The following is a 19,790-nucleotide window of genomic DNA, read 5'->3' as shown; positions in this document are numbered from 1 at the left end:
TCACCGCCCTCACCGTCCGGCTACGCGAGGCCCGCTTCGCGCTGCTGGAGGAGCTCCACGGCCTCGGCCGCCAGGGCCTTGATCGTCTCCAGACCGGTCTGGCCCCAGGGCCGGGGCTCGATGTCGACGACGCAGATCGTGCCGAGGGTGGTGCCGGTGTGGTCGATCAGCGGGGCGCCCAGGTAGGTGCGGATGCCCAGCTCGTCCACGACCCGGTTCCCGGCGAACCGGGGGTAGTCGCAGACGTCCTCGAGCACCAGCGACTTGCGCCGGTTGACGACGTGCGGGCAGAAGCCCTGGTCGTACGTCATCTCCCGGCCCGGTTCCGCGGCCGCTTCCGGGGCGGGGGCGGTCTGCGGCCCGGAGGGGGTGTGCAGTCCGGCGAAGTACTGCCGTCCGTCCATGAAGAGGTTGACCATGGCGTACGAGGCGCCGGTGGTCGCCGCGAGGCGGGCGGCGAACTCGTCGAGCTGTGCGTCGGGGCGGTCGGTCAGGCCCATCGCGCGCAGCCGCTCGTCGCGCTGCACCGCCTCGGTGTCCTCGGGGATCAGCAGGTGCCGCTCTGCGGGGTCGTAGATCATGACGGGCCTCCCTGGTCGGGCATGTCTAGTGGGCGGGCTGGTGGCGGGATGACGCGGTGTTCAGCAGGTGGCTGATGAGGTCGATGAGCACCCCGGTGGACGACCGGCTCTCGCGGGCGTCGCACATGACGACCGGCACGTGCGGGCTCAGGTCGAGCGCGGCCCGGACCTCGTCGGGTTCGTAGCTGTAGGCGCTGGCGAACTCGTTGACGGCCACGAGGAAGCGGATGCCGCGGCGTTCGAAGAAGTCGACGGCCGCGAAGCAGTCCGCGAGCCGCCGGGTGTCCGCCAGCACGACGGCGCCGAGCGCACCGTCGGACAGCTCGTCCCACATGAACCAGAAGCGGTCCTGGCCGGGGGTGCCGAACAGGTACAGGATGTGCGCCGGGTCCAGGGTGATGCGTCCGAAGTCCATGGCGACCGTGGTGGTCGTCTTGTTCTCCACCCCGGCGAGGCTGTCGGTGGCGACACTGGCCGAGGTCAGGATCTCCTCGGTGCTGAGCGGCTCGATCTCGCTGACCGCGCCCACGAACGTGGTCTTGCCGACGCCGAAGCCGCCCGCGACCAGGATCTTCAGCGCGGTGGGAAACAGGTCACTGCTGTCGTCGGCGTAGGCCATCGAGCACTTCCTCCAGAACGGCTCGGTCGGTGAGATCGGCGGGTGGCAGCGGAGGCCGCGCGGTCAGGGCGCCCCAGTCGATGAGGTCGGACAGCACGATCTTGGTGATGGCGACGGGCAGCCGCAGCTGCGCCCCCACTTCCGCGACCGTGACCGGGCTCCGGCTCAGATCCAGCGCCCGGGCGTGGTCGGGCTCCAGGTGCGCCGAGGGGACGCTTCCGGTGGCGCGGACCATGGACAGCATGTCCAGCGCCGCGCTCGGGCGGGTGCGGCCGTTGCTGACGGTGTAGGGGCGAACTAAGCGGCCGGCATCGTCGTCGATCCAGGGCTCGTCCTGCTCTTCCGCCGCCGTCACCGTACAACGTCACCCGTAACGGCCGACGCGGCGCGGGCAGGCGTCTCGAGGTTCGGCCGGACCTGCTGGATCAGCCGGTTCATCTCGTAGCCGAGGACGCCGGGGTCGGCGTCCCGGCCGGCCATGACGGCCAGGGCGCTGCCGGAGCCGGCCGCGGACACGAACAGCAGGGCGTCCTCCAGCTCGGCCACCACCTGGCGCACGTGCGGTCCGCCGCCGAGGCGGGCTCCCGCGCTGCCGGCCAGCGACCGCAACCCGGAGGCGACGGCGGCCAGATGGTCCGCGCTGTCGCCGTCGAGGCCGTGGACGGCCTTCTTGAGCCCGTCGGAGGAGAGCAGCACTGCGCTGCGGGTATGAGGGACGCGGCTGACCAGGTCGGTCAGCAGCCATGCGAGATCGCGGCCGGGGGGGACGTCGCTCACCATGGTGAAAGGACTCCTAGCGGGGAAGGTGACGCAGGATCAGGGGTTGGTGTCCGGTCGGCGCGGCAGCCGGTCGGGCTGCTCGGCGCCTGCCTCGGACTCACGTACCCCGATGCGGAATGCCGCCATCAGGTTCGGGTCGGGCTCGCCGCCCTCGTCGTGGCTGCGGGGCGCCGGGCCGTTTCGCAACTGGGGTGCGAGGTGGGACTGGCCGCGGCGCTGCGGCAACGAGGGCCGCCCTTCCGTGGCCGGGGGACGACCGGCCGGGACGGCACCGGTCGGTGCGGACGCGGTTGAGGCGGCCACGGTCGAGGCGGGGCGGGCCGGGTCTCCCGCGAATCCGCCGGAGGCGGGGTACGCCGCGGGTGCCCGGGCGGGCTCCGGCACGGCGGCCCGGACCTCGGCCGGCTGCTGGGGACGCACCGGCCGGCGGCTCTCCATGGAGCGGGCGGACACCGGCGGGCGGCTGTGGTCCACGGGCGCCGCGTCGATCGGCACGGCGGCGTGCGCTCCGGTCCTGGCCCCGATGCCCGCGGTGTGTGCCGAGGCGGCGGGTTGCCGCTGCGGGAGCGCCGGCTGCACCGGCGTCGCGGGCCGTGCCTGGACCCGTGCCGGCGGCTCCTGCTGCGCGGGCTCCGTTCCCACCAGGGCGTGCGGCAGGATCACGAAGGCCTGGATCCCGCCGAAGACGTTGCTGCGCAGCTGGACCGTGACGCCGTGGCGGCGGGCCAGGACGGCGACGACGTAGAGCCCGATCCGGCCGTCCTTGAGCAGCGTGTCCAGGTCGATGCGCTCCGGGTCGGCCAGGAGCGCGTTGTTGCCCTCCTGGGCGGCCAGGTCCAGGCCCAGGCCGCGGTCCTCCACCTCGATGACCAGACCGGCCGTGACCTTCTGCGCCCGCAGCAGTACCTGCGTCTCCGGAGGGGAGAACGTGGTGGCGTTCTCGATGAGCTCCGCGATCAGGTGCACCACGTCGGCCACGGCCCGGCCGTCGAGGTTGCCGTCGATCGGCGGGACCAGCTTGACCCGGGCGTAGTGCTCCACCTCGGCGACGGCCGACCTGAGGACCTGCGTCAGCGGCACCGGCTTGCTCCACTGGCGGCGCGACACCGCGCCGCCGAGGACGGCGACGTTCTCCGCGTGCCGGCGGATACGGGTGGCGAGGTGATCGACCTGGAAGAGTCCGCGCAGCAGGTCCGGGTCCTCGACCTGGTGTTCCAGTTCGTCGAGCAGCTGGATGCCCCGGTGGACCAGCGACTGCAGCCGCCGGGCCAGGTTGACGAACACCACGACCTGCTGGTCAGCGGCGCTGGCCGGAGCGACCGGCAGGGCCGCCGCCTGGACCAGCGCGGCGCACGCGGCGTACTGGGCCTGGCGCAGTTCGTCCGTGAGCGCGGTGAAGCGGTCCCGGCCCGCCGTGTTCGCCGGTGCCGGGCCGTGGGACACCGGGGATTCGCCCCGCCGCACCTGGGCGAGCACGTTCTGCAGCTCTTCCCAGCCGCGCGAGTTGACCGCGCGGACCTCCTGCACCCGCCGGTCCACCGCGCGGTCGGCGGAGAGCGCCGCGGCCGATCCCACCGCGAGGATCACCACGGCGAGAACGACGGCTCCGGCGAGCACCACCGCGGCCAGGGACCTGGACGGTTCCACGACCAGCAGCCAGGCCGCGACACCTCCGCCGAGCAGGGCCATGAACAGGGCGGGCAGCACCGCTATCCACCGCAGTCCGGGGACCACGCGTTCCGGGGAACGGCGGCTGCGAGCCTGGGATCTGCCGTGGCGTCCGCTGTCCCGATGATCGGACCGCACGCTGGATGAAGGGAGTTCAGACATCAACGTCCTCAGCACAAGGAGGGTGACCGGTTGTCAACAACCATCACACTAGTAACAACTCGCCACATTCGTGGGGGAAGTCGGTACTTCCGGCCCACAAGATCGTTTATCTCGCCGGTCCGACCCTCCCACGCCCCCGAGAGCTCCAACAGCCTCCCATAGTCGGCGTGTTGGGCGCCAACTGAGACGGAGAGGCAACGCGTGGCCAAGACTGCGGCCGCGCCCGACCGCGGAGCTCGAAGCTCCGTCGGGAGTTAATTCCAGGACGAGAAGAAACCTTGTCGCCCCTGACCGGGCCTGGTTAGGGTCGGGACATGAGATCGATTCGGCACCTCGGAGAGCAGGCGCGATGCGCCTGCCTCGGTGCGATGCGATGTAGTCGCCGCTGTCGGCTCATTTCCTGCTGAACTGGTTCCACCAGTCGTCTTTCCGGCATATGCCCATGGGCCGCAATATTTCGCCATGCCCTCAGCAGGCTGGTGCGGCGCTCTCGCCCGGATCCTGAGACCCCTTCCGCCGGCTGCCCGCCGGCTCGATGCCGTGGTCTCCGCTCCAGGGCACGGGTGCCCCGCCGGGCGACCACCTCGGTGACGACGGCGCAGCGCCGCGCCGCGTTCACCTCCCTTTCATCGTCTCGCCGCCGCGCGCCGCCGCGCGGTGTTCACCTGTGGCCGACCATAAGGATTCCCCCGTGCGCAGCAGAACCCGTCCTTCGGACCCTGTCCCCGGCCTCGACCGGCGACTCTTCCTGCAAGCCCTGCTCGGCACGGGCGCCGCCCTCGGGCTCAGCGCCTGCACCGCCGCCGCGGCCAAGGGACCCACCCTCTCGTCGACCGCGCCGCTGCCGAGTGCGGTGCCGGCCGGCACCGCACTGAGCATCGCTTCGTACACCGGACAGCAGGAACTGCAGCTCAAGCTCGCCGGGCTGCTGAAGAACCTGCCCTTCGACGTGTCCTCGTGGCCCAGCATCGGGGCCGGACCGGATGTGATCAACGCGTTCCGGGCGCACTCCCTGGAGGTGGGCAACAACGCGGGCATCCCGCCGATCCAGGCCCACTTCCAGGGCTTCGACGCCCGGATCGTCGCCGTGGACCTGACCCGTAAGCCCACCTACGTGTTCGCCACCAAGCCGCACAGCGACATCCGGTCCGTCGCCGACTTCGCGGGCAGGAAACTGGCGTTCTCCCAGGGGCAGGCACAGGGCGTCGTGCTGCTGCGCGCCCTGAAGAAGGCGGGCATCAAGGCGGCAGACGTCACGCTCGTCCCGCTGACCAGCAACCAGTTCCTCACCGCGCTGCAGGCCGGGCAGGTCGACATCGCCCCGCTCGCGATCTCCCAGGTGCCCGCCTATCTGACCCGGTACGGATCGGACGGCGCGCACACCGTCACCACCGACGTCGTGGACCTGCTCAACGTCCTGTGGGCGCCCGCCTCGGTCCTGGCGGACTCCGCGAAGGCGGCCGCCATCGCCGCCTATGTCCCGCTCTGGGCCAAGGGTCTCGTCTGGGTGTACGAGAACCCGGACACCTGGAACGAGGACTACTACGTCAAGACCCAGCACATCACCCTGGATCAGGCCAAGGGGATCACCTCCCTGAGCAACAAGCCGCTGCTGCCCCCGACCTGGGACGAGGCGATCGCCTGGGAGCAGGAGACGATCGATCTGCTCGCGGAAGGCGGCTTCGTCAAGTCCGTCAAGGCCGATGTGCTCTTCGACCGCCGGTTCGAGCCCATCGCGTCCAACGCCGTCGCCGCGCAGTACCGGAGTTGATTCCCGTGACGGACACCGTCTCCGAACAGCTCGCCGCGCCCGGCACCGCGGACGCGGTCGCCGCCGATCCGCCGACCACCGGCCCACCGACCGCCACGCCTGTGCGCCGCCGGGTGCGCCGGCTGGCTCCCGGCAAGCGCCTGCCCTACGCCCGTCTGCTGGGACCGGCGCTGCTGCTGGTGATCTGGTCGGTCGCCAACGTGACCGGCTCACTCGACCCGCGCACCTTGCCGGCACCCTGGACGGTCGTGCGCACCGGCGCCCACCTGTGGTCGTCCGGCACGCTCGGTACCGACATCACCGAGTCCTTGTGGCGCGCCGCCCAGGGCTTCGCCATCGGCCTGACCGCGGGCGTGGTGCTGGCCCTGCTCGCCGGGCTGAGCCGGATCGGCGAGGCCGTCATCGACGGCACGGTCCAGATCAACCGTTCCGTGCCGACGCTCGGGCTGATACCCCTGTTCATCCTGTGGCTCGGCATCGGGGAGACGTTCAAGGTCGCGATCATCGCGATCGTGGTCTACATCCCGATCTACCTCAACCTGTACTCGGCGCTGTCGGGCATCGACCACCGCTTCGTCGAACTCGGCGAGGTGCTCCGGCTGAGCCGGTGGCAGTTCATCCGGCAGATCGTCATCCCCGGCGCCCTGCCCGGCTTCTTCGTCGGGCTGCGGCTCGGAGTGACCGGCTCCTGGCTCTCGCTCGTCGTGCTGGAGCAGATCAACGCCACCAACGGCCTGGGCTACATGATGTTCCAGGCGCAGAACTACGGCCAGACCGACGTGATCGTCCTCGGTCTGCTCATCTACGGCGTCTTCGGCTTCGCCTCCGACTCCGTCGTCCGCATCCTGGAACGGAGGGTGCTGTCATGGCGGCGCTCGTTGAACACCTGACCCCGCCCGCCGTCCACATCAGCGGGCTGACCCGTGGCTTCGGCGAGCGCGTGGTCCTGGACGGCATCGACCTGGACATCCCGCCGGGCCAGTTCGTCGCCCTGCTCGGACACAGCGGCTCGGGCAAGAGCACCCTGCTGCGGGCCATCGCCGATCTCGACCACGACGTCACCGGCACCGGCGAACTCCAGGCGCCCGAACGGCTCTCGGTCGTCTTCCAGGACTCCCGGCTGCTGCCCTGGCGCCGGGTCCTGGACAACGTCCTCCTCGGCGCGCGGGGCAAGGACTCGCAGGGCAAGGACCCCGCAGAACGCGGCCGCGGCGCGCTGGCCGAGGTCGGTCTGGCCGGACGCGAACGGGCCTGGCCCAGTCAGCTCTCCGGCGGGGAGCAGCAGCGCGCGGCGCTCGCCCGTTCGCTGGTCTGGGAGCCCGAACTGCTGCTCGCCGACGAGCCGTTCGGGGCGCTCGACGCGCTCACCCGGATCAGGATGCACACCCTGCTGCGTGAACTGTGGGAACGCCACCGGCCCTCCGTGCTCCTGGTGACCCATGACGTGGACGAGGCGATCGTGCTCGCCGACCGGGTCCTGGTGCTCGACCAGGGGCGCTTCGGCCTCGATCTGACCATCGACCTGCCGCATCCGCGCTCGTACCGCGACCCGCACCTGGGCGAGTACCGCGAGCGGCTCCTGGCCGCGCTGGGAGTCGAGGAGAACGGCGGGGTGAAGGAGACATGATGACCGACATCCTTTCGACCGAGGCGGGTCCGGTCACGTACACCGAGACGGGACCGGTCATGTCCACCGAGGCGGGTCCGGTCACTCCGGACCGGTTCCGGCAGGTGTTCCGGAGGCACCCGGCGGGCGTCGTCGTGATCACCACGGATGCCGGCCGCGGTCCCGCCGGATTCACCGCGACCTCACTCACGTCGCTCTCCCTGGAACCCGCACTGGTGTCCTTCGGCATCGCGTCGACCGCGTCGAGCTGGCCGCACATCCGGGACGCCGACACCGCCGTCGTGAACTTCCTCGGCGCCGAACAGGAGGCCGTCGCGCAGCGGTTCGCCACCAGCGGGATCGACCGCTTCGGCGGGCCGACCCGCTGGAGCCGACTGCCCGGTGGTGCACCGGTGCTCGACGAGGCGCCCGGGTGGTTGCAGGTCCGGATCGCGGACATCGTGACGGCGGGCGACCACCGCATCGTCATCGCCCGCGTCGAATCGTCCTGGCTCGCCGACTTCCACCGGCCGCTCGTCCACCACGACGGCCGCTACCACTCCCTGCCCTCCGCCCCGCACCCGGACCTTCTCCTTGGAGTCGACGCATCATGAGCAGCACCGACCGCAGCCTGCACTTCAATCTGTTCATCCATGACACCGGCCATCACGAGGCGTCCTGGCGGCTGCCCGAGTCCGAGCCGCTGGCACACATCGACGTCGCCTACCACCAGCGGCTCGCCCGGATCGCCGAGGACGCCGCGTTCGACTCGTTGTTCCTGGCGGACAGTCCCGCGCTGTGGGGCGACCCGGGCCGGCGGCCGAGCGGCCGGCTGGAGCCGACGGTGCTGCTGACCGCACTGGCCGCCGTGACCAGCCGGATCGGGCTGATCGCCACCGCGTCGACCAGCTACAACGAGCCGTACAACCTGGCGCGGCGGTTCTCCTCGCTGGACCACATCTCGGGCGGCCGGGCCGGCTGGAACATCGTCACCACCGCGGGCGACGCGGCGGCGCGCAACTTCGGCCTCGAAGCCCAGCCCGCGCACGCCGACCGCTACGAGCGGGCGGCCGAGTTCATCGAGGTCTCCACCAAGCTCTGGGACAGTTGGGAGGACGACGCGGTCGTGGCCGACAAGGACCGCGGGGTGCACGCCGAGTCGGACCGGGTGCACCGGTTCGGCCATGCCGGCAAGTACTTCCAGGTGGACGGTCCGCTGAACGTGCCGCGCTCACCGCAGGCCCATCCGCTGCTGGTGCAGGCCGGATCCAGCGAGGACGGCAAGGACTTCGCGGCACGCTACGCCGAGGCGGTGTTCACCGCCCAGCCGACCTTCGAGGAGGGCCAGGCGTTCTACGCGGACGTCAAGCGGCGGGCCGCGGCGGCCGGCCGGGACCCGGACGGTGTGAAGATCCTGCCGGGCATCGTGCCGGTCATCGGCGACACCGAGGCCGAGGCCCTGGAGCTGGACGCGGAACTGGGCCGGCTGATCCAGCCGGAGTACGCCAAACTCCAGCTCGCCACCCTGCTGGGGCTCGACCCGGACCGGTTCGCCCTCGACGAGGAACTGCCGGCCGACCTGCCCGACGAGGACCAGATCGAGGGCTCCAAGAGCCGCTACACGCTGGTCGTGGAGCTCGCGCGCCGGGAGCGGCTGACGGTACGGCAGCTCATCGGCCGGCTCGGCGGCGGGCGCGGCCACCGGACCTTCGCCGGCACGCCCGTGCAGGTGGCGGACACCATCGAGCACTGGTTCAGGAACGGGGCGGCCGACGGGTTCAACATCATGCCGGCCGTCCTGCCCTCAGGACTTGAGGTGTTCGTGCAGCGGGTGCTGCCGATCCTGCGGGAGCGCGGTCTGTTCCGCACCGGGTACACCGGCCGCACCCTGCGCGAGCACTACGGCCTGCCCCGCCCCGCCAACCAGTTCTCCCCGACCCTGGTGAACGCCTGACGGGCCGGCAGTCCGCGCTGCCGGACGCTCGCGGTCAGCGGTAGTACGGCTCGACGACCTCCCGCACCTCGTCGAGGAGCGCCGGGCCGTCCTGCGGGACGGGCGGCTGGCCGCTGCCCGGCCGGATGTCCAGGAGCTGTTCGTTGGACAGCGCGAACACCACCCGCCGCAGCCCCGCCCGCTGGATGACCGCCGCGCACATCTCGCACGGCTCGCAGCTGGTGTACATCGTGGTCTCCGCCGCGGTGGCCGCGTCCAGCTCCTTCGCGGCCCACCGCGCCAGTTTCAGCTCCGGGTGCGCGGTGATGTCCTGGTCGGTGAGCGTCGTGTTGTGCTCCTCGGCCAGCACCGTCCCGTCCGGCGCCGCCAGCAGCGACCCGAACGGCGGGTTGCCGTCGGCGCGTGCCTTCGCCGCGAGCGCGATGGCCCGCCGGAGGAGGGCGTGGTCGTCGGGTGTGGTCATGACGGCTCCGTTCTGGTGCGGGGCGGGTGGACGTGAGCGGCGACCCTGGCGAGTGCCTGCCAACTCCCCTGCGGTTGGCAGGTCTCGCCAGGGTCGCCGCCGTAGGTGTCGAGGACGACGGAGTCGGCTCCCAGCAGCCGTAGTTGTTCCAGGTCGTCCACGATCTGGTCGATGGTCCCCTCGCCGGCGAGGCGTTCCGGTCCGACGGCCGGTTCGGGGGTGATCTTCAGAGCGATGCGGGGGGCGAAGGCGGGTACGGGGAGCTGTTGCCCGGCCGCGGCCGCCTGCAGCCTGCCGGCGGCTTCGCGCAGCCACGGCATGGTGCAGCGCAGTGGATGCCACGCGTCGCCCAGCCGCACGGCCCGGCGCAGGCCCGCGTCGCTGTTGCCGCCGACCCACAACGGGATCTTCCGGGTTCCGTAGGAGGCGGTGTCCGCCCAGGCCGTCCGGATGTCGCGCAGATGGTCGTCGGTGATGCGGCCACGCTGTTCGAACGGGATCCCGAGGGCGGCGAACTCCTGCCGCGCCCAGCCCACCCCCACCCCGAGAACCAGCCGGCCGTCGCTGAGCTCGTTCAGGTTGGCCGCCATCCGGGCGGTGAGCAGCGGATGGCGGTACGGAACGATGAGGACCGTGGTGCCGAGCCGGATCCGGGTGGTGAGGCCGGCCAGCCAGGACAGGGTGGTGAAGGGCTCGTAGAAGGGTGCCGGGTAGCGCTCGGCGACGTCGGGCGTGATCGCCACGTGGTCCGAGAGCATCAGCAGGTCGAAGCCCAGGCCCTCCACGGTCTGTGCCCAGCTCCGCAGGAGTCCCGGGTCGGTGCCGGGGCCGAAATTGAGGATGTTGACGCCGATCTTCACAGACCTGAGCCTAGTCAGGGAGCCCGGGTCGCCAGAAGGGATTCCTCCCTGTTCAGCGGCGGTTCGCCCGTGGATTCGCCGGTAATCTGGGCGGATGACGGAGAGTCTTGACGAGACGGACTGGGCGATCCTGGCGGAGCTCCAGAAGGACGGCCGGATCGCCTTCACCGAGCTGGCCCGGCGGGTGAACCTGAGCGCGTCGGCGACGACGGAGCGGGTGCGGCGGCTGGAGGCGGCCGAGGTGATCACGGGGTTCCGGGCCGAGGTGAACCTGGAGCGGACCGGGTACGGAGTGCTGGCGGTGATCCGGCTGAAATATCCGGGGACCCGGCACGAGCCGTTGCACCGGCTGATCGAGGAGCGCTCCGAGATCCTGGAGTGTCTGCGCACCACCGGGGACGACTGCTACGTGCTGAAGGTGGCGACCACATCGATGGCCGGCCTGGAGGAGATCGTCGACGCGCTGGCCCAGTTCGGCAGCACGACCACCAACCTCGTCCTCAGCAGCACACTGTCGTTCCGCGGCCCACGGGTGCCCCGGACGCGCACCCGGCCGTTCTGAGCCCGGCCGTTCTGAGCGCGGCCGTTCTGAGCGCGCAGCCGGCCGTTCCGAGGATCGCCCCGGCTTCCAGGAGGGTTGCCGCCACGTGGACGGTGGGCGACGATCAGGCGCCAAGCGTTTCACCGTGGGAGGGGTACCCGTGTCCGACGTCAAGGCCGAGCTCGACCAGTTGATGCGCGCCTTCCTCGGCGCGTTCACCAACACCGCCGGCAACCGGCCGAACGTCGACGTCGTCCGCGAGGTCTTCATCCCGCAGGGGATGATCATCAAGAATGTCGGGGCCGAGCCCGTGATCTACGACCTCGAGGCGTTCATCGAGCCCCGGGAGAAGATCCTCACCGATGGGACGCTGACGGAGTTCTCCGAGTGGGAGGTCGCCGAGCGGACCGAGATCTTCGGGTCGATCGCGCACCGGTTCAGCGACTACCGCAAGTCCGGTTTCCTCAAGGGTGAGTGGTTCGAGGGCTCCGGCCACAAGACCACACAGTTCGTCCGGACGCCTGCCGGCTGGCGAATGAGCTCGATGGCCTGGGACGACGTGGAGTAGCTGACGCCGCACGCAAGGGCAGGCTCTCGCAAGGGGCGCCGTGCCGCTCGGCGGTGCCCGGCGCGGTTACTCCGTACGGGCTCAGGCCCTTGTTCCAGAAGGGCCAGAACCAGACCTGCGGGCCTCCCTCAGCCGGCCGCCTGCTTCACGATCTCGCCGATCCGCGCCTCGTCGGTGGCGCTCAGCTCCCTCAGGGCGTAGGAAGTCGGCCACATGGCGCCGTCGTCGAGGTGCGCCTGGTCGCTGAAGCCGAAGGTCGCGTACCGCGAGTTGAACTTCTGCGCGCTCTGGAAGAAGCAGACGACCTTGCCGTCCCTGGCGTACGCGGGCATTCCGTACCAGAGCTTCGGTGCGAGGTCCGGCGCACTCGCCTTGACGACCGCGTGCATCCGTTCGGCCATCACCCGGTCCGAGTCCACCATTTCGGCGATCTTCGCGACCACGGCGGCTTCCTCCTCCGCGGCCTTCTCAGCGCGCGATCCGCGGCGGGCGGCGGCCTTGAGCTCCTTGGCGTGCTCCTTCATCGCGGCGCGCTCCTCGTCCGTGAACCCCTCGAAGGTCGAGGCGGCCGGGGTGGTCTTCCTGGCAGGCTGCTGGATGTCCTTCATGGTGGAATTCCTCCTGGTACGTGATGTGATGGATGGCATCGTCATGCTGGGGAGCTGTCGCGGCGGCGGCTCCTCCGAAATTGGCGTTCACGGGGCGATGCGCCCCTGGTGGCCCCGGATCGGCCGGCCGGCGGGCCCTTGCCCGCCGGCCGGGGCGGGTGCCCGTCAGCCCCAGGCGCCGGCGATCTGGCGGGTCGTGGCGTTGAGGCGGTTGAACATGTTGGTGACGCCGATCATCAGGACGATCGCGGCCAGCTGCTTCTCGTCGAAGTAGGTGGCGGCCGTGTCCCAGACCTCGTCGCTCACCGGGTCGGAGGTGTCGGCCAGCCGCGTCGCGGCCTCGGCCAGCGCGAGGGCCGCCCGCTCCTCGTCGGTGAAGTACGGGGCTTCCCTCCAGGCGACGACCGTGGCCAGCCGCTCGTCGCTCACTCCGGCCTTGCGGGCCGACTTGGCGCCGCCGTCGACGCAGGCGCTGCAGCCGTTGATCTGGCTGACCCGCAGATGCACCAGCTCCAGCGTCTGGCCGTCCACCCCGCCGGAGTGCACCGCCTTGAAGAGCTGCTGGATGGGCTGCATCGCGTCGGACAGTACGGCGGCGGGGTTCTGCATACGGGACTGCATCTCGGTCTGCTCCTCGTGTCGTTCGGTGCCCCGTTCTCCCCGGGGTGTGACTCCATAACAGCCGTTCCCGCCCGTCACGACGACGGCCATGGGACGCCCTGGGACAGCTGGAACAGCCTTGACCAGCGGAGAAACGGCCCGGAATACTTCGGCCGGAGCGGGACAGGGAAACGGGGGAATGGTGGACATGGAACAGCGAACAGCGAGGACCGACCCACAGGACGAACTGTCCGCCCGACTGCGCATGCTGCAGGAGCTGTCCGGGCTCGGCGTCCGGGCTCTCGCGAAGGACGCCGGACTCAGCTCGTCATCGCTGTCGCGCTACCTCAGCGGACAGACCGTGCCGCCCTGGCCTGCGGTGATCGCCCTCTGCCGGCTCGTCAAGCGCGACCCCCGCCCGCTGCGACACCTGTGGGAACGGTCCTCGAACCCGTTGCCCGCGCCTCCGAAGGCCAGCCGGCTGGCCCAGCCGAAACCCCGCAACGATCTACCGCGTGACGTACCGGACTTCACCGGCCGTGAGGCCCAACTCGCGGCCGTGCTCGCCGCGGTGGACAGTCACCGGGTGGTCGCCGTCGACGGCATGGCGGGCATCGGCAAGACCTGTCTGGCGGTGCACGCCGCGCACCGGCTCACCGACCGGTACCCGGACGCCCAGCTCTATGTGGACCTGCACGGATTCACCGAGGGCCGGGAGCCGTTCGATCCCGGTTCGGTCCTGCGGATGCTGCTCGGCGCGCTCGGCGTCCCGTCCGAGAGGGTCCCGCAGGAGGGCGTGGAACAGCTGGCCGCCTGCTGGCGGTCGGAACTCGCCGGCCGGCGGGCCGTCGTGGTCCTCGACAACGCCGCCGACGCCGACCAGGTCCGCCCGCTGCTGCCCGGCGCCGGCCCCTCCGTCGCCCTGATCACGAGCCGCAACCGGCTGCTGGGCCTGGACGAGGTGCCCCCGGTCTCGCTGGACGTGCTGAGCCCGCAGGAGAGCGCGGAGCTGCTGGCCCGGGCCAGCGGCGACCCCAGCGGCCCCGACGGCCGGCTGGACCGCGATCCGCGGTCCGCCGCCGAGGTGCTGCGGCTGTGCGGCCATCTGCCGCTGGCCCTGCGGCTGGCGGCGGCCCGGCTGCGGCACCGGCCGGGCTGGACCGTCGGCGTCCTCGTCGAACGGCTGTCGGAGGGCGCGACCGAGTTCGACACCGCGTTCGCCATGTCCGTACGGCAGTTGGACCGCTCCAAGGCACGTCTGTTCCGGCTGCTGGGCCTGCTGCCCGGCACCGCCTTCGACGAGTACGTGGCGGCGGCCCTGGCGGACGTGCCGCTGAACAGCGCCCGGGAGATGCTGGAGGACCTGCTCGACGCACACCTGGTCCAGCAGCCCGCGACGGGCCGGTACCGGCTGCACGACCTGGTGCACCAGCACGCCCGCCGGGCCTGCGAAGAGCAGGACTCGCCGGCCGAGCGGGAACGGGCGCTGGGCCGCTTCCTCGACTACTACGTGCACGCGGCGGCCGCCGCCGACGCCGCGCTGCCGGTCCTGTCGCCCGGCCGGCCGGCCTCCGCGGGCCGGCCCCCGGCCGCACTGCCGCGGTTCACCGACAAGAACGCGGCTCTCGGCTGGCTCGTCTCGGAGTACGAAACGCTGATCGCCGTCTTCGAAACGGCGGTCGCCATCGGTGCCGATGTGCACGTGCGCGAGCTGCCGCGCTTCCTGCGGGCGTACTTCGCGCGGCGCTGCGGCACGACACACCTCAACTTCCTCTTCGAGCGGTCACTGGCCGCCGCGGAACGCCTGGGTGATCCGCTACAACTGGCCGAGGCGCACAGCGACCTGGGCTTCGCGCGCTACAACGCGGGCCGGATGGCGGAGGCGGGCGCCGCGTACGAGGCGGCCGAACTGGGGCTGTCCCGGGCGGGAGACGTCCGGTCGGAGGCCGAACTGGCCATGCGCCGCGGCTATCTGAGATCGGACGAGGGACATGTCGACGAGCCGCTCGAACTCTTCCGGCTGGCGGGGAAGTTGTACGAGGAGGCCGGTTGCCCGACGGGTTCGGCCCACGCGGCCGCGTCGGAGGCCTGGGCGATGCTGCAGCTGGGACACCGCGACCAGGCGGCGCAGCGGGCCCGCGAGGTGCTCGACATTTCCCACGCGGACCCGTCCTGGCCGCCCACCCTGACGGCGCGGATCACCCTCGGCGTGGCCATCGCCGTCGATTCGCCCGACGAGGCGGCGGAGCACCTGCACCAGGCACTGGCGCTGGCCCGTGAGGACGGGCACATGAACAACGAGGCCTGGTGCCTCAACTGCCTGGGCGTCGCGCTGCGGCAGATGGGCCGGTACGAGGAGGCGCTGGCCAGCCATCGGGAGGCGTTCGCGCTGTTGGACGAGCTGTTCGAGGACCACTGGAAGATCCATTTCCTCAACGGCTACGCCGAGACCTGCCGGCTCGCGGGCCTCCCCGACGAGGCCCTGCGGCTGCACCGGCAGGCGCTGGAGCTGGCCCCGAAACTGGGATTCCGGTCCGAGGAGGCGCTGGCCCACGAGGGCATCGCGATCGTGCTCAACGCAACGGATCCGACCGCGGCCGCCGAGCACCGCGCGGCGGGGCAGGCCGTCCTGCGGGAGCTCGATCCCGTGGCTTACTGATCGCGGGGCGGTGTCCGCAACGGGGCGGCGGCCGGACGCCGGACGCCCACCCCAACGCCCGCGCGCGCCCACGCCATCAGTAGACGTCGCGGACGTACCGCTTGTCGGACGCCAACCGCCGGACGTACGCGGCGGCCGACTCCTCGTCCAGGCCGCCGTGTGCCGCCACGATCTCCCGCAGCGTCCGGTCGACGTCCTTGGCCATGCGGCCCGCGTCGCCGCAGACGTAGAAGTGGGCGCCGTCCTGGAGCCACCGCCACAGCCGCGGGCCGTGCTCGCGCATCCGGTCCTGAACGTAGATCTTGTTGCGCTGGTCGCGTGAGAAGGCGACGTCGAGGCGGTCCAGCCGGCCGGAGGCGCGAAAGGCCTCCAGCTCCCGCTGGTAGTAGAAGTCGGTGGCCGCACGCTGCTCGCCGAAGAACAGCCAGTTGGGTCCGGTGTGACCGCGGGCCTGCCGGTCCTCCAGGAAGCCGATGAACGGTGCGACGCCGGTGCCGGGACCCACCATGATCATGGGTGTGGCGGATCCGGCGGGCGGCCGGAAGTCCGGCGAGCGCTGGACGAACACCTGCACAGGACCGTCGTCGGCGCTGTCCGCCAGGTACGGGGAACAGACGCCTGTCCGGTCCCGGCCGCGGTCGTTGGTGTAGCGGACGACGGACACCGTGAGGCGGACCTCACTGGGATGTGCCAGCGGGCTGGAGGAGATGGAGTACAGACGGGGCTGCAGTCGCTTGAGGACCGCGGCCCACTCGGCGGCGGAGGCCCGGACGGGGAAGGCACCGACGACGTCGGCGGCCTGCCGGCCCCAGCTCCATTTCGCCAACTCGCCCGTGTTGTCGGGGCGCAGGAGCCGCTGGAGGTCGCGGTCGCCGGTGCGCGCGGTGACGAACTTGAGGAGGGCGGGGGTGATGCGGGTGATGTCGAAGCGGGTCCGCAGCGCTTCGCCGAGAGGGATGGCACCGCTGTCGGGGACGTCCACGCTCTCGTCGGGGTCGAGGCCGGTGAGGGCGAGCCATTCGGCGACGAGTGCGGAGCCGTTCACCGGCCACACACCGAGGGCGTCGCCCGCCTCGTAGGCGAGTTCGGCGCCGCGTGTGTCGAAGGCGAACTGCCGTACCTCCTTCTGCGATCCGGGCAGACTGAGCAGGCGGTTCCCGATGAGCAGGGTCGCGAACGGGGACGCCTTGGAGAAGGCTGCGGGCGCGGCCGGCCCGGCCGTGGCGGAAGGGGCGACGGCGGTGGCGGGGGTGGTTGCCAGGGCGGTGGTGATCCGGTCGAGCCACTGCGCGGCGGCTTCGTCGTAGTCGGGTTCGCAGTCGGTACGCGGGTGCAGGCGGGTGGCGCCGAGTTCCGCGAGACGATCGTCCAGGCGGCGGCCGTGGCCGCAGAAGTCGTCGTAGCTGGAGTCGCCGAACGCCAGGACGGCGTACCGCACACCGGCCAGCCGGGCGGCATCGGGAGCGGTCAGACCCTGCCAGAAGGCGGCGCCGTTGTCGGGGGCGTCGCCGTCGCCGAAGGTGCTGGTGACGATCAGCAGGTCGGTGCCGGGCGTGAGCTGCTCGGGGGCCGCGTCGGCCATCGGGAGCAGGGTCGATACGCGTCCGGCCCCGGTGAGGTGGCCTGCCGCGGTGGCGGCGAACTCCTCGGCGTTTCCGGTCTGCGAGGCCCACAGCACGAGCAGTTCCCGGGGCGGCGCGGCTTCGGAGGCCACGCCGGTGGCGGGGACCACGGGAGCGGCCGGGGAGGCAGGGGCGGTAGAGGTAGCAGGGGCGGTAGAGGTAGCAGGGGCCGTGGTTCGGGAGAACATGCCGGCCAGCACGCCGTCCACCCACAGAGCCGTCCCGGGGTCGAAGGGCGCGTCCGCGGGCAGCACCGGGACACCACCGGGCGGCGCCAGGGCGACACCGGAGAGGAATCCGGACAGGTAGCGGCGCTCCTGTTCGCCCAGTACCGGCGCGGGGAGGTCGGTCAGACCGAACAGTGCGGTCAGCGCGGTCAGCGCGGGGACGGCCGCGGCCGGCTCAGGCGACTCGGGAGACTCGTCGCGGGTCGGCGGTGCGGCGGGCACCGCGTGCGGCTGCTGCTCCTGGACCCCGCGGCCGACCCCGGGGTCGGTCTTCCTGGGTGCCGGGGCCGCCACCACGCGCAGCGCCACGGCACAGGCCTTGAACTCGGGCTGGAACGAGATCGGGTCGACGGCGTCGTTCGTGACGGCGTTGATGCCGAGGTATTCGCCGAAGAGGTCGTTCCAGTGGAATGGCGCGAAGCAGTTCCCCGGGCGTACCCGGTCGGTGACGACGGCGGGCAGGACGGCACGACCGCGACGGGAGGCGACCTCGATGTGGTCGCCGTCCCGGGCGTCCATGGCGGCGGCATCGTCGGGGTGCAGTTCGATGAACGGACCGGGGTTGAGCCGGTTGAGTCTGGCGACCTTTCCGGTCTTGGTGAGGGTGTGCCACTGGTGCTGGAGCCGCCCGGTGTTGAGGACGAACGGGTAGTCGTCGTCGGGGAGTTCGGCCGCCGGCAGGTGCGGGCGGGCGAAGAACTGCGCGCGGCCGGTGGGGGTGGGGAACGCCAGCCGGGGCCGGGTCCCGTCCGTGCGTTCCAGCAGGCTCTGGCTGACGCCGTCGTTGAGGTAGCGGATCGGGTTGCGGTCGCCGCCGTCCGGGGCCGGGGCCGGCCACTGCACCGGCGTCTCGCGCAGCCGCCGGTAGCTGACGCCGCGCAGATCCCAGCCGGTCTTCGGGTTCCAGGCCCGCTTGAGCTCCTCGAAGACGTCCTCGGCGCCCGCGTAGGTGAAGGCGTCGGCGAACCCCATCTCGCAGGCGACTCGGGCGATGAGCTGCCAGTCGGGCAGCGCCTGCCCTGGCGGGTCGACGACGCCCTGGACGAGGGTGAGGTTCCGCTCCGAGTTGATCATGATGCCGTCGGACTCGGCCCACAGCGTGGCGGGCAGCAGGACATCGGCGTACGCGTTGGTCTCGGTCTCCGCGAACACGTCCTGCGTGATGACCAGTTCGGCGGCCTCCAGACCGGCGATGACGGTCCTGCGGTTGGCGACGGAGGCGACCGGGTTGGTGCAGATGATCCAGCACGCCTTGACGTCCCCGGCGGCCATCCGCTCGAACATCTCCACCGTGCCCCGCCCGACCTCGGTCCGCAGTGTGTCCGCCTCGACGCCCCACAGGTCCTCGATGAAGGCACGCTCCTCGTCCACGAGGACGGAGCGCTGGCCGGGCAGGCCCGGTCCCATGTAGCCCATCTCGCGGCCGCCCATCGCGTTGGGCTGGCCGGTGAGGGAGAACGGCCCGCTGCCGGGGCGGCAGATCGCCCCGGTGGCGAGGTGCAGGTTGACCAGGGCGTTGGTGTTCCAGGTGCCGTGCGTGGACTGGTTGAGCCCCATCGTCCAGCAGCTCATCCACTCCCCCGCCTCGCCGATCCACCGCGCGGCCCGCCGGATGTCCGCCTCCGGTATCCCGGTGATCTCGGCGACCTTCGCGGGCGGGTGGTCGGCCAGGAAGGAGGGCAGCTCCGCCCATCCGTCGGTGAACTCCGCGATGAACGCCTCGTCCGTGTGGCCGTTCGCCACCAGCAGGTGCAGCAGTCCGTTCAGCAGGGCCAGGTCCGTGCCCGGCTTGATCTGCAGGAACAGGTCGGCCTTGGCGGCGGTGGCGGTGCGCCGTGGGTCGACGACGATGAGCTTCGCCCCGGCCGACTTGACCCGGTCCATCATCCGCAGGAACAGGATCGGATGGCAGTCGGCCATCTTCGCGCCGATCACGAAGAACGCGTCCGCGTGGTCGAAGTCCTGGTACGAGCCGGGCGGGCCGTCCGCGCCCAGCGACAGCTTGTAGCCGGAGCCGGCACTGGCCATGCACAGCCGGGAGTTGGACTCGATCCGGCTCGTCCGCACGAAGCCCTTGGCCAGCTTGTTCGCCAGGTACTGCGCCTCCAACGACATCTGCCCGGATACGTAGAAGGACAGCGCGTCCGGCCCGTGCTCGTCCAGAATCGCGCGCAGCCGCCCGGCGACCGCCGTGATCGCCGCGTCCACGTCCGTCCGCACGGGCTCGGTACCGCGCTCGGCCCGGATCAGCGCCGTGCCGGCCCGCCCGGTGGCGGCCATCATGTCCGCGCTGGTCGAGCCCTTCGTGCAGAGCCGTCCGAAGTTCGCCGGGTGCTTCCTGTCCCCGGAGACCTTGGCGACGGTCCGCCTGCCGGTGGAGGCGTCCCGCCCGATGTCGAGCACGACGCCGCAGCCGACTCCGCAGTACGAGCAGACCGTCCGCACACTGTCCGCCTCCGAGCCTGACGCCGTCACCGTCACTCCCTCCCCGGGGCTCGCAG

General features: G+C 71.4%; 18 protein-coding genes. 8 read left to right on the top strand and 10 right to left on the bottom strand.

The window, feature by feature from the left end; genetic code table 11:
* Positions 1–20: 20 nt before the first annotated feature.
* Genes LNW72_RS34075 through LNW72_RS34055 form a run of 5 tightly spaced genes read right to left on the bottom strand, consistent with a single transcriptional unit; the run spans position 21 to position 3,714 of the window.
* A complete protein-coding gene (locus LNW72_RS34075) occupies positions 21–581 on the bottom strand; it encodes a GAF domain-containing protein (RefSeq protein ID WP_250978894.1) in 561 nt (186 codons plus the stop codon).
* A gap of 25 nt (positions 582–606) precedes the next feature.
* Positions 607–1,200, bottom strand: coding sequence for an ATP/GTP-binding protein (locus tag LNW72_RS34070; RefSeq protein ID WP_250978893.1), 594 nt, complete (start codon positions 1,198–1,200; stop codon positions 607–609).
* The gene (locus tag LNW72_RS34065) at positions 1,175–1,555 is read right to left on the bottom strand and encodes a DUF742 domain-containing protein (RefSeq protein WP_250978892.1); all 381 of its coding nucleotides are present in this window, start codon (positions 1,553–1,555) and stop codon (positions 1,175–1,177) included. The genes LNW72_RS34070 and LNW72_RS34065 overlap by 26 nt, the downstream gene beginning before the upstream one ends.
* Positions 1,552–1,980 carry a roadblock/LC7 domain-containing protein gene (locus LNW72_RS34060; RefSeq protein ID WP_250978891.1) on the bottom strand — a complete coding sequence of 143 codons (429 nt, stop codon included), beginning with the start codon at positions 1,978–1,980 and terminating at the stop codon, positions 1,552–1,554. The genes LNW72_RS34065 and LNW72_RS34060 overlap by 4 nt, the downstream gene beginning before the upstream one ends.
* A gap of 36 nt (positions 1,981–2,016) precedes the next feature.
* On the bottom strand, positions 2,017–3,714 hold the full coding sequence (locus tag LNW72_RS34055) for an ATP-binding protein (protein WP_250978890.1): 1,698 nt from the start codon (positions 3,712–3,714) through the stop codon (positions 2,017–2,019).
* A 787-nt stretch (positions 3,715–4,501) separates the two neighbouring features.
* On the opposite strand from LNW72_RS34055, the gene LNW72_RS34050 reads away from it, so the two are divergent.
* From LNW72_RS34050 to LNW72_RS34030, 5 genes are read left to right on the top strand one after another with little or no spacing between them, the layout of a single operon-like run.
* On the top strand, positions 4,502–5,581 hold the full coding sequence (locus LNW72_RS34050) for an ABC transporter substrate-binding protein (RefSeq protein WP_250978889.1): 1,080 nt from the start codon (positions 4,502–4,504) through the stop codon (positions 5,579–5,581).
* 5 nt (positions 5,582–5,586) lie between these two features.
* Positions 5,587–6,471 (top strand): ABC transporter permease, encoded by an 885-nt coding sequence (locus LNW72_RS34045; RefSeq protein ID WP_374117369.1) that lies wholly within the window; start codon positions 5,587–5,589, stop codon positions 6,469–6,471.
* Positions 6,447–7,208, top strand: coding sequence for an ABC transporter ATP-binding protein (locus LNW72_RS34040; protein WP_250978888.1), 762 nt, complete (start codon positions 6,447–6,449; stop codon positions 7,206–7,208). The genes LNW72_RS34045 and LNW72_RS34040 overlap by 25 nt, the downstream gene beginning before the upstream one ends.
* A gap of 59 nt (positions 7,209–7,267) precedes the next feature.
* Positions 7,268–7,801, top strand: coding sequence for a flavin reductase family protein (locus LNW72_RS34035; RefSeq protein WP_250980418.1), 534 nt, complete (start codon positions 7,268–7,270; stop codon positions 7,799–7,801).
* Positions 7,798–9,141 carry an LLM class flavin-dependent oxidoreductase gene (locus tag LNW72_RS34030; RefSeq protein ID WP_250978887.1) on the top strand — a complete coding sequence of 448 codons (1,344 nt, stop codon included), beginning with the start codon at positions 7,798–7,800 and terminating at the stop codon, positions 9,139–9,141. Before LNW72_RS34035 ends, LNW72_RS34030 begins: the two co-directional genes overlap by 4 nt.
* 34 nt (positions 9,142–9,175) lie before the next feature.
* Here LNW72_RS34030 and LNW72_RS34025 read toward each other — a convergent pair whose 3' ends face one another.
* Positions 9,176–9,604, bottom strand: coding sequence for a nucleoside deaminase (locus LNW72_RS34025; protein ID WP_250978886.1), 429 nt, complete (start codon positions 9,602–9,604; stop codon positions 9,176–9,178).
* Positions 9,601–10,464, bottom strand: a complete 864-nt coding sequence (locus LNW72_RS34020) for an LLM class flavin-dependent oxidoreductase (RefSeq protein WP_250978885.1) — start codon at positions 10,462–10,464, stop codon at positions 9,601–9,603. Before LNW72_RS34020 ends, LNW72_RS34025 begins: the two co-directional genes overlap by 4 nt.
* A 94-nt stretch (positions 10,465–10,558) precedes the next feature.
* On the opposite strand from LNW72_RS34020, the gene LNW72_RS34015 reads away from it, so the two are divergent.
* Positions 10,559–11,026, top strand: a complete 468-nt coding sequence (locus tag LNW72_RS34015; RefSeq protein ID WP_250978884.1) for an Lrp/AsnC family transcriptional regulator — start codon at positions 10,559–10,561, stop codon at positions 11,024–11,026.
* Positions 11,027–11,165: 139 nt separating this feature from the next.
* Positions 11,166–11,573, top strand: a complete 408-nt coding sequence (locus tag LNW72_RS34010; protein ID WP_250978883.1) for a DUF4440 domain-containing protein — start codon at positions 11,166–11,168, stop codon at positions 11,571–11,573.
* 128 nt (positions 11,574–11,701) lie between these two features.
* Here LNW72_RS34010 and LNW72_RS34005 read toward each other — a convergent pair whose 3' ends face one another.
* Both LNW72_RS34005 and LNW72_RS34000 read right to left on the bottom strand, forming a co-directional pair.
* The gene (locus LNW72_RS34005) at positions 11,702–12,181 is read right to left on the bottom strand and encodes a DUF1801 domain-containing protein (RefSeq protein WP_250978882.1); all 480 of its coding nucleotides are present in this window, start codon (positions 12,179–12,181) and stop codon (positions 11,702–11,704) included.
* A gap of 165 nt (positions 12,182–12,346) precedes the next feature.
* Entirely contained in the window at positions 12,347–12,802 is a 456-nt protein-coding gene (locus tag LNW72_RS34000; RefSeq protein WP_250978881.1) for a carboxymuconolactone decarboxylase family protein, read from the bottom strand.
* A 187-nt stretch (positions 12,803–12,989) separates the two neighbouring features.
* On the opposite strand from LNW72_RS34000, the gene LNW72_RS33995 reads away from it, so the two are divergent.
* Positions 12,990–15,440 carry a tetratricopeptide repeat protein gene (locus tag LNW72_RS33995; protein WP_250978880.1) on the top strand — a complete coding sequence of 817 codons (2,451 nt, stop codon included), beginning with the start codon at positions 12,990–12,992 and terminating at the stop codon, positions 15,438–15,440.
* Positions 15,441–15,516: 76 nt separating this feature from the next.
* On the opposite strand, the gene LNW72_RS33990 is transcribed toward LNW72_RS33995, so the two are convergent.
* Positions 15,517–19,764, bottom strand: coding sequence for a molybdopterin-dependent oxidoreductase (locus LNW72_RS33990; RefSeq protein WP_250978879.1), 4,248 nt, complete (start codon positions 19,762–19,764; stop codon positions 15,517–15,519).
* Positions 19,765–19,790 lie beyond the last annotated feature (26 nt).

This window comes from Streptomyces sp. RKAG293 (assembly GCF_023701745.1).
Taxonomy (GTDB): domain Bacteria; phylum Actinomycetota; class Actinomycetes; order Streptomycetales; family Streptomycetaceae; genus Actinacidiphila.
Note: the sequence above shows the minus strand (reverse complement) of the source record. Positions and strands in the feature narration are given on the sequence as shown.